Below are 14,787 nucleotides of genomic sequence, written 5' to 3' on the forward strand. Positions count from 1 at the left end.
TTTATCATTTAACCTATGAAGCTTTTAATTTCTTTTACGATTTTCTTACTTGCCGTTCAATCAGCAAATGCACAAGGCTTGATTTACAAACCTAAGAATCCAGCTTTTGGAGGAGATACTTTCAACTATCAGTGGCTGGCAAGCTCTGCGGAGTCACAAAATAAATTCACAGATAAAACGATCTCTCAGGTGGAACAAACGGAATTGGAGCGCTTTACTTCGAGTTTAAATTCTTTGCTTTTAAGTCAAATTTCAAGTTCGTTGTTTAGACAACAATTTGGTAGTGATGGTATTAAAATAGGCTCCTATACTTTCGGCAGCTTATCCGTTGAAGTTTATCCTTCTTCGGGAGGTTTAACAGTAGATATTTTAGATACAAAAACAGGAGAAACAACTCAAGTAATCATTCCAAATCGATAATATGAGATTATACACCTACTTACCTTTGCTAATTTTTTTTTTAATCTCTAGTTGTGGTGCTTATTACAATCAGCCTACTGGAATAGAAAAAGCTGTTATTGGAGAAGGTACTCCAGCAACTACACTTTTAAAACAGCTTCCTAAGGCTAAAGAACAAATTGTAGTAGGACTCTATAAATTTAGAGATCAAACAGGTCAATACAAAGCATCAGAAAACGGAAGTAATTTTAGTACAGCTGTAACCCAAGGAGCCACTTCTATTTTAATTAAGGCATTAGAGGATTCAAAGTGGTTCATTCCTATTGAACGAGAAAATATTGGAAATTTGCTACAGGAACGAAATCTTATTCGCTCTACAAGACAGGAATATTCAAAAGATGCGGATCCTAATGTGCCTCAAATTACGCCACTGCTTTATGCCGGAATATTACTTGAAGGAGGGATTATTTCATACGATTCTAATATTATTACTGGTGGTTTTGGCGCACGTTACTTCGGTACGGGTGGCTCTATTAAGTACAGACAGGACCGCGTTACTATATATCTTCGAATGATATCAACTGCAAATGGTAAAATATTAAAATCTGTTTACATCTCAAAAACAATACTTTCTCAAGCCATTGATCAAAGTCTTTTTAAATATGTGAATTTTAAAAGATTATTAGAGGTAGAGACGGGCTATACAACCAATGAGCCTGTTCAAATGGCGGTGACAGAAGCAATCGAAAAAGCAGTTTCAACCCTTGTTTTGGAGGGAATAAAAGATAGAATTTGGGAAGCTGCTATTCCTCAGCCTGAAGTAGATATCGTCTTAAAAAACTATGCAAAGGAAAATGAAGAAGCAGACGTTACCGCAATATTTGGAAGAAATTTAAAAGAAAGAAGGGCTAAACTTGCTTTGGAAATTGTAGGGGGAACGACTCTGATGGATGGAGATTACAGCAACCCAGAATTAAGGCCAATGGTCAGAGGTGGATTAAAATACTTTGTAGCACCAAGTTTTAATCTGAGCGTTTCTACAAATATTTTTAGTTTAGCAAACAAAAATTTATTGGATGCAGGTTACCTTACATTTGATTTGAATGGTGAATATATATTATTGCCAAAAGACAGGCTTACTCCTTTTGTTTTTGCGGGCGCTGGTTTAGGAATGAGTAAAATTTCTGAAAATATTCATGGTAAAGTGCAATATGGTATTGGGCTCGAGTATATGGCTTCCGATAATATAGGAATTAAATTGTATGGAGAGCATAATCTCAATTTTAGCGATAATATCGACTATATAAAAAGAGGAGTGCGAGATGATTACTATTATCGTTTTGGTTTAGGATTAACCTTCTATTTTTTAAACAAAAATAAATCCATAGATGCCAAAGGCATGACTAATGCCCTGATGAAATAATCATAGCTCATTAATAATATTAATTCTATCCTGATGAAAAATATTTATCTTAAAATTAGTTTGGTCTTGTTGCTAGTTACAGTTTTCTCCTGTAGCGAAGAAAATTTTGCTGGAGAAGAATTTGGTACTGTTGAGGGTAAAGTCGTGAGTGCAATAGATTTTAAGCCTTTAGCAAATGTCAAAGTTTTTTCTAACCCAAATTCAAGTATAGTCTTTACAGATGAAGAGGGAAAGTTTGTTGTAAATAATGTAAAAGTAGGAGATTATTCTTTTGAAGCTCAAAAAGATGGATATATTACTAAATTTGAGGCTGCTACTGTAAATACTGGTAAAGCGACCAATTTAGTTTTTGAATTAAAATTATCAACGACGAATAACAAACCTCCAACTACTCCAGTTTTAGTTTCTCCTCCCGATAATGCTATTGATCAAGCTTTAGAATTAAATTTGACGTGGACAGCTACAGATACTGAAAAAGACAGTTTAAAATATACAATTACTGTGAGAAAGGACAATAGTAATGATATTGTGACTTATTCAGATATTTCTAAAACCAATTACACATTAAAAGGGTTGTCTTACAGCACCAAGTATTATTGGCAGGTTTCAGTTTCGGACGGAATAAATCCACCGGTTTTAAGTGCTGTTCGAACTTTTACGACTATTGCTTTTCCAAACGCAAGATTTTTGTTTGTTAAGAATGAAACTAATAATTATGTTATTTATTCAGGAGATGAGAAGGGAGGTCAATTGCAATTAACTAGTTCGAGTGTAAATAGTTGGCGGCCAAGAAAAAATAATCAAGTTAAAAAAATTGCATTTATAAGAGCAAGTGGTGCACAAAATCATATTTACACAATGAATCCGGATGGCTCTGGAATTTTTAAAGTAACGAACTCAGTTCCTATTTCTGGATTCAATTCAGATTTTATAAATTTTTCTTGGAATGCCTCTGGAAGTCAGATTATCTATCCTTATTTTGACAAATTATATCGAATTAATAACGATGGTAGTGGTTTGACTAAAATTTATCAAACTCCAAATGGTAAATTTATATCAGAATGTGATTGGAGCAATGATGGAGCAAAAATTGCATTAAAAGTAAATGATGCTAACGGTTATAATGCTGAAATATATTTGATCAATGCAGCAGGAACCGTCACTAATCAAATTATCTCTGGAACTTCTGGTGCCATTGGAGGTTTGAATTTTACCGTAAACAGTCAGAAATTAATTTTCACAAGAGATGTTTCTGGTTATGAGGATGCTAACTACAGGCAATTAGATACAAGAGTGTTTCAGTATGTTTTTAGTACTAATTTAATTAGTGAGGCAGGTTTAGAAAAACCAGCAGGAACGTTAGATTTAGATGTAAGGTATTCACCTAATGAAGCAGAGTTAATTGTCACGAATACTTCCAATGATGGTATATCTGCTAAAAACATTGTGAAATATACTCCATCTATCAATAATACAGGAGTTTCAAGAGTAATTTTATTTACCAATGCTAGTATGCCAGATTGGGAATGATAGCAATGAATCAAAAAAAAACACCCATTTCTAGCGAATTGGGTATTTTTTTATGCAACAGTTACCGCTAAATTTGAACTAAACTCTTCAACAAGGACAATAGACAAAACCGAAAAAAAATAATTATCTTTGCCGCACAACTAGCAGCCTAAAAGCAGGCTTCACAACTATACTACATGAGTTCAGATACTTCAAAAAGATATGCTCTTCGCGGTGTTTCGGCATCCAAAGAGGACGTACACAACGCAATAAAAAACATTGATAAAGGGTTATTTCCGCAAGCTTTTTGTAAAATCGTTCCAGATTATCTAACTCAAGATGATGATTATTGTCTTGTAATGCATGCGGATGGAGCGGGAACAAAATCCTCTTTGGCATACTTATATTGGAAAGAGACTGGCGATATTTCAGTTTGGAAAGGCATTGCTCAAGATGCCTTAATCATGAATATTGATGACCTACTATGTGTAGGTGCTACAGATAATATTTTGCTTTCATCCACTATTGGACGAAACAAAAATCTAATTACTGCCGAAGTAATTTCAGCAATTATAAACGGAACCGAAGAATTAATCAAGGAATTAGACTCTTTTGGGGTATCCATACATTCCACAGGGGGTGAAACCGCAGATGTAGGTGATATTGTTCGAACTATAATTGTTGATTCAACAGTTACAGCTCGCATGAAACGAAGCAAAGTAATTGACAATGCTAACATTAAAGCAGGAGACGTAATAGTAGGATTGGCTTCTTTTGGTCAAGCTACGTATGAGAAAAGCTATAATGGCGGAATGGGAAGCAACGGCTTGACATCGGCACGTCATGATGTCTTTGGGAAGTACCTGGCAACTAAATATCCAGAAAGTTTTGATCCAGCAGTGCCTGAGGAATTAATCTATTCTGGACAAGTAAAATTGACTGATGCCGTTGAAAATTCACCAATAGATGCAGGACAATTAGTGCTTTCGCCAACCAGAACCTACGCGCCAATTATCAAGAAAATTTTAGATATTTATACTTCTACTGAAATTCACGGAATGGTGCATTGTAGTGGGGGAGCGCAAACAAAAATTTTGCATTTTATAGAAAACTTACACATTATAAAAGATAATTTATTTCCAGTGCCACCATTGTTTCAATTGATACAAGAACAATCCAAAACGGACTGGAAAGAAATGTATCAAGTTTTTAATTGTGGACACAGAATGGAAATTTATGTTCCAGAAGATATTGCTGATACTATTATTGCAATTTCAAAATCATTTAATGTTGATGCGCAAATTGTAGGTAGAGTAACGGAATCTGACGTTAAAAAACTGACGATTACCAGCGAATATGGAACTTTCGAATATTAATTAACCCATTGAATTAGTGCTGATTTTTTAATCTTTTCCTATTCAATATTCACTATTTTAAAATGTACGAATTACTTTTTTGGAAATATCTTGAGGGAATTTATTTAAACCATCATGAAGTGTATGAAGCTATTATCGAAGAACAGGCTCACATTGAGGGATTAGAAGAACTTCCTGTTCAAGTCATTTTGAATAGAATTGCATCGGTTTTCTCAAAATGGGAAAAAGTCGACGATAAAAGTTGGAAAAATAACACTGGGGTAGGTGCATTTCACATTAGAACCACGCCGCAAAGTATAAAAATTGATTGTTATGGTACCGAAGGCAAGACCATGGATGCCTTGGTAAACATAATGGAGGAATTCAAGTGCGCCCTGTATGATCCTCAAGTCCCACAGCGCTATGATGAAATGGCCGAGTAGTTTTTTTAGAAGCTAATCCAGCACTACGCTTCAAGTCCTCCCTTAAATAAACATTTTTCTATGTCCTGAAAGGAGCTCCCGTTGGTCGCTCTTTCAGGACAAGAAAAAATTGTTTTTTTGTAGTCTGGGCTTTTCACTTCGATCTGGGCTAATTACGATCTGTAATTCGAACCAACTATAATATCAGCAAACGGAGCATTATTTTGTTTCCGTTTTATTCAAAAGAATAGGCTCTCCAAAACCAATTTGAGATAACTTTTTTAACTGTGTCTCCGCATCTCCTACTACTAAATAGATCATTTTATCAGGATTCAAATAGTTTTCTGAAAGCTTTTTTATACTATCCACTGTGCTATTTTTCACAATGTTTTCCTGTTGTTTTGCATAGTCATCAGCGTAATTATAGTTGCTAATATCATAAAGCATTTCTAGTTTTGATGACAACGTTTCAAATGCTCTAGCATTGCTCTTTATTAAATATCCTTTGGTTACTTCAAGGTCATTCTCGCTAAAATTTTTTCCGTACTGCTGCAAGATTTCCTTGATCAAATTCACAGATTCAAAGGTAACATTTGATCTAACACCACTAGAAATAAGGAATGGCCCTTTATTAGTAGAGCCAGTAAAGGAGGAGCTTATGCCATAAGTATATCCTTTTCCCTCTCGTAATTGCTGTGTAAGCTGGGACGCAAAACTACCACCACCTAAGCGATAATTCATTATTTGGGCTGGATAAAAATTTGTATCAGTGGCGGCAAGTGCAGGATAACCAATTCGGATTACGGATTGTTTTGCCCCTGGAACATCATAAAAATAAATTTTTGAGGTGGTGATTGTATTTCCAATTGTAATTTTTGGAAAAGTAATATTTTTAGATTTCCACTCTCTATTTAAAGAAGTTAAAGAATTAATAACATTCGTTTTTGAAATAGCACCTACAATCTGAAAATTAGTGACAGAAGGAGCAATGTTTTTAGCGTAATAATTTTTCAAATCCTCTAGCGTAATTTTATTAATCGTGCTATCAGTTCCAATACGATTATACGCTAAAATAGATTCATTTCCATAAATTAATTTTTTGAATTCATTTTTGGCGATGCTATTAGGATCTGCTTTCTGTTGTAAAATCTGGCTTAAAGTACTTTGCTTGATTAATTCAAATTCTTTTGCGTCCCAGCGCGGTTGTACTATTATTTCTTGAACTAACGCCATAGTAGCGTTGTAATTCTTTGCCAGTGTAGTTACCGAGATAAAAATTGCTTCGTCTGTTGCGTAGGCGTTAATTGTGGCTCCAAGACTTTCGATAGCATTTTCCAATTGTTCTGGTGTTTTGTTTTTGGTCCCTTTAGTCATCATTTGAGCCAGCATATTCGAAACTCCTATTTTATCACTTTCTTCTAGGAGCATTCCTCCCTTTATTTGCAACTGAAATTGTACGAGAGGTACTTCTTGGTTTTCAATTCCCAAAACGTTTAGTCCAGATGATAACTTACTTTTCCAAACTAAAGGTAACTTCACATCAGGGCTTTCACCATAAGAGGGTTCCTTAGTTCTATCAAATTTAGAAGGTGTTTTTTCATACGTTGCCGCAATGCTAGCATCGAAGGAATCTTCCTTTCCTTCAACTATTTTTTCCTCTACTACAGCGGCTAATGTAGAACCATTTAAGATTAAAGTTGATTCTCCTTTTGGAACAAAACTAGTGGCTACATACTGTTTTCCTTTGATGTACTTTTGATATACCCGCATCACGTCTTCAGTAGACACTGCCAGAATTTTTTTCACATCTTGGTTAATATACTCTGGTGTTCCCGCGAAAATTTCATATTGTGCCAGTTGAAATCCTTTTCCCAATACACTGGACAAATTAGTGTAGAAAGCGGTTTCTTGTCCCGCTTTAATGCGGTCTAAATCTTGTTGTGAAATCCCTTCCGTTTCAAAGTTTTTAAAAGCTTCGTTGACGCCGTTCATAACTTCATTCAGGTTTACTTTTTCAAATGCAGTAACACTTAACATGTACTGACCGGCTATTTCTGAATTATATTGAAAGACATCAGCGGCATCTGTTAATTTTTTATCTTCAACAAGAATTTTGTACAAAGGCGCTTTTTTACCTTTTGAAAGATAACTGGCCAGCACTTCTAAGGCATAACTATCAGGATGGTACTCGTAAACAGATGGCCAAGTCAATGTGAGTTGTGGCACCTTTGCAAAATTATCCTCATAATAAAGTTTCTTAGTTTCGGTCAGTGTCACAGGCTGTTTTTCCATTTTAGGAATTGCTTCGCCACGTTTTATTTCTCCAAAATATTTTTCAACCCACGCTTTAGTTTGCTTAACATCAAAATCTCCGGCAATAGTCAACGTAACATTATTAGGAACATACCAGCGATTGTAAAAACTTTTTACATCTTCAAGAGTAGCATTTTGTAGGTCTTCTAATGAACCAATAACATCCCAGTTATAGGGATGCGTTGACGGGTATAAATTTTTAGATATTACAGAAAAGGTATGTCCGTAAGGTCTATTATCATAACTCTGTCTTTTTTCATTTTTAACGACCTGTTTTTCTTTTGATAGAACTGGTTCTGTAACCGTGTTGATAAAATAGCCTAATTTATCTGCTTCAGCCCAAATCATTTTTTCTAATGCATCTTTAGGAACGGTTTGAAAATAATTAGTACGATCTCTACTAGTTGAACCATTTGCTCCAGCACCACCAATACGCGCACTCATTTTATCAAGACCTCCTTTGCCTAAATTCTCTGATTCCAAGAAAAGTAAGTGTTCAAATAAATGAGCAAATCCGGTTCGGCCCGCTTTTTCTCTCGCAGAACCTACGTGGCTTGTCAAAGCAACAGCCACAACTGGATCTGATCTATCGAGGTGTAAGATGACTTGTAATCCGTTATCTAAGGTAAATTTTTCAAATTCTACTTTAAATTCTTTCGGTTTTTGGTTTTGAGAATAAGAAGAGCAGGTACAACAAAGCAAGAAATAGAGCAGGAGTGATTGGATTGATTTCATGTTTAGAATTTAGGTTTGGCGTTATTTTTTCGAACAAACGAATTTATTATTTCAAAGAACTAAAGTAAGAAATAATAGTAATAAACTCATTAAGGAGAAGCATTTGATTTATCATTTTAAATTTGAAGTATATTTTCGATTTTTGTTAAAGGAGTAGTTTCTAAAATTGAAATAGGTCCGCTAAATAATTCTTAGAAAGCGAACTTTATAGTTTATATTTGATGCAGTTGGTTGCTTTATAATTAATTGGATAGTATATGAATTTTAATTTTTCAGAAGAGGTAATTCTTGAGGATGAAGTCGTTTTGTTACGGCCATTACAAAAATCAGATGTGGATAATTTATTAGAAATTTCCATGAATGAGCCAGAAACTTGGCAGTACTCGTTAATTCGTGCAAATGGAAAAGATAATCTAGAAAACTACATTCAAATTGCTTTGAAAGCAAGAGAAAATGGTACAGAATTTCCCTTTATAGTTTTCGACAAAAAATCAGGGAAATATGCTGGGAGTACTCGTTTTTATGATATTGATCTGTCATTCAAAACCCTTCAGTTAGGCTATACTTGGTACGGAAAAGCATTCCGAGGAACGGGTTTAAACAAACATTGTAAATTCTTGTTGTTACAGTTTGCATTCGAGAACTTAGGTGTAGAACGAGTAGAATTCCGCGCGGATAATAACAATCAACGAAGTATTGCAGCCATGAAGAGCATAGGTTGTAAAGTAGAAAGTGTTTTGAGAAATCACATGCCAACCTTAGGAAGCGAATTGCGACGGGACACTATTGTTTTGAGTATCTTAAAAGAAGAATGGTTTTTAGATGTTAAAGCAAAACTGAAAAGTACCTTGTCATGCGACAGTTAGTAATAGGCAGAGTCATTGTAAGACTTAAATCATAGTGTCACTTCCGCCTTTGCGGTATCCAATTAATTGTCGGTATTTTGATTCTGTTTCTTTTAACTCTTGCTCCATCTGTTTGTATTTGCTAATGTCTTTTATAGTGACAACAGCAGCAACTACAGTGTTATTTTGATCTACCAATGGTCTGCCACTGATGAGCACTCGTTTCTTTTCCTGTGCAATGGGATTCCAAAGTATGATTTCGATATCCGTTGTCACCTCTCCATTTAGTGCCCGTTCCATGGGTAAATTTTGAGAAGGAAAAATCGTTTTCTCATCTGGAAAATACAATTCAAAGTGATTACTCAAATTAGGTGATATTTTGTCGTCCTCTTCAATTCCAAAAATTTCATTGGCCATGTTGTTGGCCATGATGATTTTTTTATCGGCATTTGCTACAATAATTCCCTCACTAATATTTTCGACAATTAGTCTCAGTTTTTCTTCATTTTCATAAAGATCATTAATGGCGACTTGTTGCTCGTTTTCTAATTGGACAAGTTTTGTAACGTTTCTTCCAACCGAATAAAACACTCCATTCTCAACATCCATGTTGCTGTTCCAATCTAGCCATTTATAGGTCCCATCTTTACATAAAAAACGGGTCCTGAAATTCACAATAGATTCTCCTTTGTAATGTTTTTCAAGTACTTCGGTGGCCATTTGTCTGTCGTCAGGATGAATTAAATCTATGAATTTTATTTTATCCATTTCCTCTTGACTGTATCCAAGGGTTTTAGTGAAGGCCTCATTGATTTTGATGAAATGCCCGTCTTTGGCAACCGTTAGAATATCGAATGCCATATTGAAAAACATATTCGATATTTTTAGAGATTCTTCATTTTTAATTAATTTTGTAATATCTCTCGCAACCGCATATAGGACTCCTGTTTGGATATCAATTGTCATGGTCCAATCTAGTAATTTATAAGTGCCATCTTTAATGCGTTCTCGAACTCTATAACTAATAACAGAATCGCTAATTTGTAAATTTTTAATTGCATTTGTAACCATTTTTGAATCATCAGGATGTAAAAATTCTAAAATGGATCGGTTAATAATTTCATTTTGGTCATAGCCAAGAATCCGTGTAAAGGCTGGATTAACTTTTATAAATTTGAGGTCTTTGATCACTACAAACATATCAAATGACATGTAAAAAAACATATTAGAAACACTTAACGCATTTTCAATTTCTTTTTTATTTGTAATGTCACTAGCAACAGCGTATAACAATTCGTTTTTAACATCCGGAAAAACGGACCAAGCCAACCACTTTATGCTGCCGTCTTTGCAAATGTATCTGTTTTCAAACTTGATAGAAGAAGCTCCTGTTTTAAGTTTAGCAACTTCTTTGTGCGTAATTTCAAGATCATCAGGATGGGTAAATTCCAAAAAGTTTTTGCTTAAAAGCTCTTCTTCCGAATATCCTAAAATTCTACTAACCGACGGATTAACTTTTATGAATTTTTGCAGCGTTGAAATAATCATCATTTCTACGGACATCATGAAGAATTTGTCCGCAGCTTTAGATGATTCTTCTAGCTTTTTTCTTTCGGAAATATCGGTAAAAATGCCTCCTATGGCATATATTCTTTTGGTGGCATCATAAATAGGAAATTTGACTGCGATATAAGTGTGCTCGCCATCTGCTTGCTGAATTGATTCCTCTGTTTTTAATTCTTTCAAAGCTTTAACGACTTCAAAATCCGAATTTCGATAGGCGTTCGCAGTAAGCGGTGCCAGAAAATCTTCATCTGTTTTGCCTGCTATTTCTTCATTTGAAATTTTAAATAAGGACTCAAACTCTTTGTTGATTAACAAATATTCTCCATTTATTTTTTTTATGAATATAGGACTCGAAGTATTATCAATTATGGATTGAAGTAATTGCTTATTTTCTGAAAGTAATTTTTGGGAAATATCTTTAGCTCGAAGTTGAGCGCGTATAATAAAATAGACGACGGTTAACAAAATGATAGAAAGAATAATTAGTGAGATTTCAATCCAATTCATTGAATTGTCTAATGATTGATCTCGTTTTTTGTCAATTCTCAAGATAAAAACCCAAGCTATTGCAAAAACAACAAATAAATTAAGGATGAAACCAATTATTATTTTTTTTTCTAAAGAAATTTTCATGGTATAACAGTATTTAATTCAAAGAAAATCAATCTAAATTTTACTATTCCAAAATAAATATAAGTATATGAAAGTTAGTGATTTAAATTTAATTTTCATCATTTATTTTTGCATTCAATAGGTAGTATTCTAGAGACTTTTGTTTTCTTGTCACTTGCAGTAACGAAGTTATATCGGTTTTCGATTAAGTTAAATTAAACGCAAGAAAAGACACAATTACAGCTAAACTCAGATGGCTATCTGGGCTTTGGATACTTTGCCTCGAAGATCAGAAGTGTTGACGACGTGCAAAGGATTTCAATCCTTAGGATGGAGTATTCCACTCCGAATTCATTGTTCGTTCGTCGGGATGAACCCAACCAATCCTTGGCTGCTAGCTATTTCATCGGCTGTTGCTGTTTTATTGCAGATTGTTCCTCGTTTAATATTGATTTGGTGGAAGATGATCTCGTTTTGTGCTAACTTTTAGTTGCAAAAAGTAGTCGACTTTGTAAAAATCTTTCCGAACTTTGCAAGCTGAGAAAACAATAGGTACTTGGTGCGATTCCAAATTTGGCGAAAGCATAAAGCGGCGCGTGCTTAGGACCATTAACGAATAAATAATAATCAGCTACAAATGAAAATAATCCCAAAAAACGGAATTGAGAAACTCATTTTCGGAATGAAACAAAATGATGTGACGGCACTATACGGCAAGCCAGATCGCAATTACAAGGACGAAGATAACAATGTGATTTTTGCTTATAACAAGCTAAAAATGCGTTTGACTTTCTATGTTGAAGAAGAATTTAAATTGGGTTATATCGTAGGTTCGAGTCCAGAGCTGGAATTGTTTGGATTTAAAATGATCAACAGAAAAATTAGTGAAGTCAAAAAAGATTTAGCTCTTAAGGGCATTACTAAGTTCACTCAGGAAGAGTTTGATACATTTGAGAACTACTTCAATGAAGAAAACTGGATTATTTTTCAAACGGAATTTGATGAGGTTGTGAAATTTGAGATTGGCGCTATTATCAATCAAAAGGACGAATTTGATTGGAAATTTGGAAAGAAATAAAGTACCTTTTAATCTTTATTTTAAAGACATTTCCATCGAATGGTAAAAAAAAACCCGACAGCTTTTGAAGTCTGTCGGGTTTTTTTAGGATTTATGTTTGTGCTCTATTGTTTTGGAGCGGGTTGTTTTTCCAGCATTTCCAATTCGAAAATAAGCATGGTATTTGGTGGGATAACACCTCCAGCGCCTCTTTCTCCATACGCTAAATTGGAGGGGATGAAAACGACCGCTTTATCACCAAAAGCCATATTGTCTAATCCTTCAATAAATCCGGGAATCATACCGTCTTTTTTTCCTGCTTCAAATGGGAAGGCTTGGTATCCGTTTTGAGCGGCACGATTTGCATCAAATTTCCCGTAAGTTTTATTGACTTCTTCATAACTGCTATCAAATAAAGTTCCGTCCTCAAAGTAACCAGCATAATTGAAATAGAATGTTGTTCCGTTAACGGGTTTTATTCCGGTTCCTTTCTCAGTTATTTTGTATGCTAATCCAGATGGAGTAGTAGTTGCTGTTGCTTTTATAGTGGCTAAATAGGCTTTTTTGGCGGCGACTATAGAACCGTATTTTCCCATGTACACTTTTTTGGCTTCCGCTTCTTCAACTTCACGTTTTGCTTTGTTTTCGACTTCAATAGCTGCTTGTTTCGCTTTATTTTCAGCGTTGATTAAATCCTGTTTCTTTTGATCTTCGGATTTATTATTGAAATAATCTGCGAATACTTTTGGAGCATCAAATTTTTTGGACAATGCCCCTTTTCTCACAATGGTGATCTTTGTAATTACATCGCTTTGCGCAATAGCATTAACCACACTCATTCCTTCAGTAACATGTCCAAAAATGGTGTGTTTTCCATCCAGCCAAGGTGTTGCTTTGTGTGTGATAAAGAATTGGCTTCCATTCGTTGTTGGTCCAGAATTAGCCATAGACAGTATTCCGGCTTTGCTGTGCTTTAAATCAGTGAATTCGTCCTTGAAGGCATAACCTGGACCACCGGAACCACTTCCAGAAGGATCTCCTCCCTGAATCATGAAATCTTTGATTACACGGTGAAACTTCAACCCATCAAAAAATGGTTTTCCTTTAAGATTTTCTGGCGTTACAAAGGTGTTTTTACCTTCTGCCAAAGCAATAAAATTAGCAACGGTTACAGGTGCTTTTTTGTATTCTAGTTCCACAACAATAGCTCCTTTATTCGTAGCAATTGTGGCAAAGATTCCCTCGATAACAACCGGAGCTTTAACCGGAGCTTTTACAACTGCTTTGGTTGTGGTAGTTGATTTTTTTGCAGGAACAGATTTCTTGACAGTTTGAGAATGTACATTGACCATTCCCAGAAATAATAAAAACAGAATTTTAAATTTCATTTTGTACTAATTTAAAGGCTTATTGTTTAAAACTATTGGGGCATTTTTTCTAATAACTCAATTTCAAAAATGATGTTAGCATTGGGTGGGATTACGCCTCCAGCTCCAGCTGCTCCATATCCTAAACGCGACGGGATAAAAATAACCGCTTTATCTCCAAGAGACAATTGCTCCAATCCTTCTATAAAACCAGGAATCATGCCATCTTTTTTGCCTGCTTGAAAAGGAATGGGTTGATATCCGTTTTGAGCGGCTCTGTTTTCATCGTATTTTCCGAAAGTTTGAGCAACATTTTCTACGCTGGCATCAAATAATTCTCCATCTTCTAGAAAACCAGAATAGTGAATGAATATATTGCTTCCCTTAGCGGGTTTTTTTCCACCACTTTTTTGGGTAATCACGTATTCTAATCCTGTAGGTGTTTTTGTTGCTTTGGTTTTTAAATCAGTAAAATAAGCTACTTTTTCCTCGCGAACTACTTTGTATTTTTCGTTGTACACTCTTTTGTTTTCAGCATCAATAACTGCTTTTTTCTTTTGGTTTTCAGATTCAACGGCAAAGTAATCATTGAATATTTTTGCAGCGTTGAATTTCTTTGCATTTTCGCCATTTCGAATAATGGTTACTTTATTGATGTAATCGTTTTGTTCAATTTTGTTGACTACGTCGATTCCTTTTTCAACTACATGACCAAAAATAGTATGCTTGCCATCCAACCAAGGTGTTGCAAGATGCGTGATGAAAAATTGACTGCTGTTGGTCATCGGTCCGTTATTGGCCATAGCCAAAACACCAGCGTTATCAAACTTTAAATCTGAGAATTCATCTTTAAATTTATATCCTGTATCTCCAGATCCTGTTCCTAATGGATCTCCGGTTTGTATCATGAAATCTTTGATCACTCTGTGGAATTTCAAACCGTCAAAAAAAGGTTTGTTTTTAAGGTTTTCATTGGTTACAAATTCATTTTTTCCTTCGGCTAAGGCCACAAAATTAGCGACCGTAATTGGCGCTTTTTCGAAGTCTAATTGAACGATGATGTCTCCTTTATTAGTTTCAATTTTAGCATACAAGCCATCTGGCAGATTGCTGTGTTCTTCTTTGCAAGAATAAAAGGAGGCGATTACTAGGAATACGAATAGGATCTTTTTTTTCATTTCTAA

General features: G+C 34.9%; 12 protein-coding genes. 8 read left to right on the forward strand and 4 right to left on the reverse strand.

Annotated elements, in window-relative coordinates:
* The first annotated feature begins 15 nt into the window (after positions 1–15).
* From IWX83_RS04510 to IWX83_RS04530, 5 genes are all read left to right on the forward strand, one after another.
* Complete coding sequence (locus IWX83_RS04510; protein ID WP_066082459.1) at positions 16–420, forward strand: curli assembly protein CsgF; 405 nt, start codon at positions 16–18, stop codon at positions 418–420.
* Position 421: 1 nt separating this feature from the next.
* Complete coding sequence (locus tag IWX83_RS04515) at positions 422–1,822, forward strand: CsgG/HfaB family protein (protein WP_196827943.1); 1,401 nt, start codon at positions 422–424, stop codon at positions 1,820–1,822.
* A gap of 33 nt (positions 1,823–1,855) precedes the next feature.
* Positions 1,856–3,352 carry a carboxypeptidase regulatory-like domain-containing protein gene (locus IWX83_RS04520; RefSeq protein ID WP_196827945.1) on the forward strand — a complete coding sequence of 499 codons (1,497 nt, stop codon included), beginning with the start codon at positions 1,856–1,858 and terminating at the stop codon, positions 3,350–3,352.
* A gap of 176 nt (positions 3,353–3,528) precedes the next feature.
* Entirely contained in the window at positions 3,529–4,707 is a 1,179-nt protein-coding gene (locus IWX83_RS04525; protein ID WP_073354559.1) for an AIR synthase related protein, read from the forward strand.
* A 62-nt stretch (positions 4,708–4,769) separates the two neighbouring features.
* Positions 4,770–5,129: a hypothetical protein gene (locus IWX83_RS04530; protein WP_073354556.1), complete on the forward strand. Its 360-nt coding sequence runs from the start codon at positions 4,770–4,772 to the stop codon at positions 5,127–5,129.
* A 198-nt stretch (positions 5,130–5,327) separates the two neighbouring features.
* Here the strand turns inward: IWX83_RS04530 and IWX83_RS04535 are convergent, their stop codons facing one another.
* Positions 5,328–8,156 carry a pitrilysin family protein gene (locus IWX83_RS04535; RefSeq protein ID WP_196827947.1) on the reverse strand — a complete coding sequence of 943 codons (2,829 nt, stop codon included), beginning with the start codon at positions 8,154–8,156 and terminating at the stop codon, positions 5,328–5,330.
* 257 nt (positions 8,157–8,413) lie between these two features.
* Here IWX83_RS04535 and IWX83_RS04540 point away from each other — a divergent pair, with 257 nt between their 5' ends.
* Complete coding sequence (locus IWX83_RS04540) at positions 8,414–9,022, forward strand: GNAT family N-acetyltransferase (protein ID WP_196827948.1); 609 nt, start codon at positions 8,414–8,416, stop codon at positions 9,020–9,022.
* 24 nt (positions 9,023–9,046) lie between these two features.
* On the opposite strand, the gene IWX83_RS04545 is transcribed toward IWX83_RS04540, so the two are convergent.
* Positions 9,047–11,200, reverse strand: coding sequence for a PAS domain S-box protein (locus tag IWX83_RS04545; RefSeq protein ID WP_073354548.1), 2,154 nt, complete (start codon positions 11,198–11,200; stop codon positions 9,047–9,049).
* Positions 11,201–11,432: 232 nt separating this feature from the next.
* Between IWX83_RS04545 and IWX83_RS04550 the strand changes: the two genes are divergently transcribed.
* Positions 11,433–11,669 carry a hypothetical protein gene (locus tag IWX83_RS04550; RefSeq protein WP_139259488.1) on the forward strand — a complete coding sequence of 79 codons (237 nt, stop codon included), beginning with the start codon at positions 11,433–11,435 and terminating at the stop codon, positions 11,667–11,669.
* Between the two features lie 147 nt (positions 11,670–11,816).
* Entirely contained in the window at positions 11,817–12,257 is a 441-nt protein-coding gene (locus IWX83_RS04555; protein ID WP_196827950.1) for a hypothetical protein, read from the forward strand.
* Between the two features lie 104 nt (positions 12,258–12,361).
* Here IWX83_RS04555 and IWX83_RS04560 read toward each other — a convergent pair whose 3' ends face one another.
* Complete coding sequence (locus IWX83_RS04560) at positions 12,362–13,624, reverse strand: peptidylprolyl isomerase (RefSeq protein WP_196827952.1); 1,263 nt, start codon at positions 13,622–13,624, stop codon at positions 12,362–12,364.
* Between the two features lie 32 nt (positions 13,625–13,656).
* Entirely contained in the window at positions 13,657–14,781 is a 1,125-nt protein-coding gene (locus IWX83_RS04565) for a peptidylprolyl isomerase (RefSeq protein ID WP_196827954.1), read from the reverse strand.
* Positions 14,782–14,787: the final 6 nt, after the last annotated feature.

Origin of the sequence: Flavobacterium sp. CG_9.1 (assembly GCF_015751645.1) — a bacterium.
Classification (GTDB): Bacteria; Bacteroidota; Bacteroidia; order Flavobacteriales; family Flavobacteriaceae; genus Flavobacterium; species Flavobacterium xanthum.

Excerpts from the sequence above, each read along its gene's own strand:
- IWX83_RS04540 (WP_196827948.1), top strand. The coding sequence starts at position 8,414 with ATGAATTTTAATTTTTCAGAAGAGGTAATTCTTGAGGATGAAGTCGTT.
- IWX83_RS04560 (WP_196827952.1), bottom strand. The coding sequence starts at position 13,624 with ATGAAATTTAAAATTCTGTTTTTATTATTTCTGGGAATGGTCAATGTA.
- IWX83_RS04525 (WP_073354559.1), top strand. The coding sequence starts at position 3,529 with ATGAGTTCAGATACTTCAAAAAGATATGCTCTTCGCGGTGTTTCGGCA.
- IWX83_RS04530 (WP_073354556.1), top strand. The coding sequence starts at position 4,770 with ATGTACGAATTACTTTTTTGGAAATATCTTGAGGGAATTTATTTAAAC.
- IWX83_RS04565 (WP_196827954.1), bottom strand. The coding sequence starts at position 14,781 with ATGAAAAAAAAGATCCTATTCGTATTCCTAGTAATCGCCTCCTTTTAT.
- IWX83_RS04510 (WP_066082459.1), top strand. The coding sequence starts at position 16 with ATGAAGCTTTTAATTTCTTTTACGATTTTCTTACTTGCCGTTCAATCA.
- IWX83_RS04535 (WP_196827947.1), bottom strand. The coding sequence starts at position 8,156 with ATGAAATCAATCCAATCACTCCTGCTCTATTTCTTGCTTTGTTGTACC.
- IWX83_RS04545 (WP_073354548.1), bottom strand. The coding sequence starts at position 11,200 with ATGAAAATTTCTTTAGAAAAAAAAATAATAATTGGTTTCATCCTTAAT.
- IWX83_RS04550 (WP_139259488.1), top strand. The coding sequence starts at position 11,433 with ATGGCTATCTGGGCTTTGGATACTTTGCCTCGAAGATCAGAAGTGTTG.
- IWX83_RS04520 (WP_196827945.1), top strand. The coding sequence starts at position 1,856 with ATGAAAAATATTTATCTTAAAATTAGTTTGGTCTTGTTGCTAGTTACA.
- IWX83_RS04515 (WP_196827943.1), top strand. The coding sequence starts at position 422 with ATGAGATTATACACCTACTTACCTTTGCTAATTTTTTTTTTAATCTCT.
- IWX83_RS04555 (WP_196827950.1), top strand. The coding sequence starts at position 11,817 with ATGAAAATAATCCCAAAAAACGGAATTGAGAAACTCATTTTCGGAATG.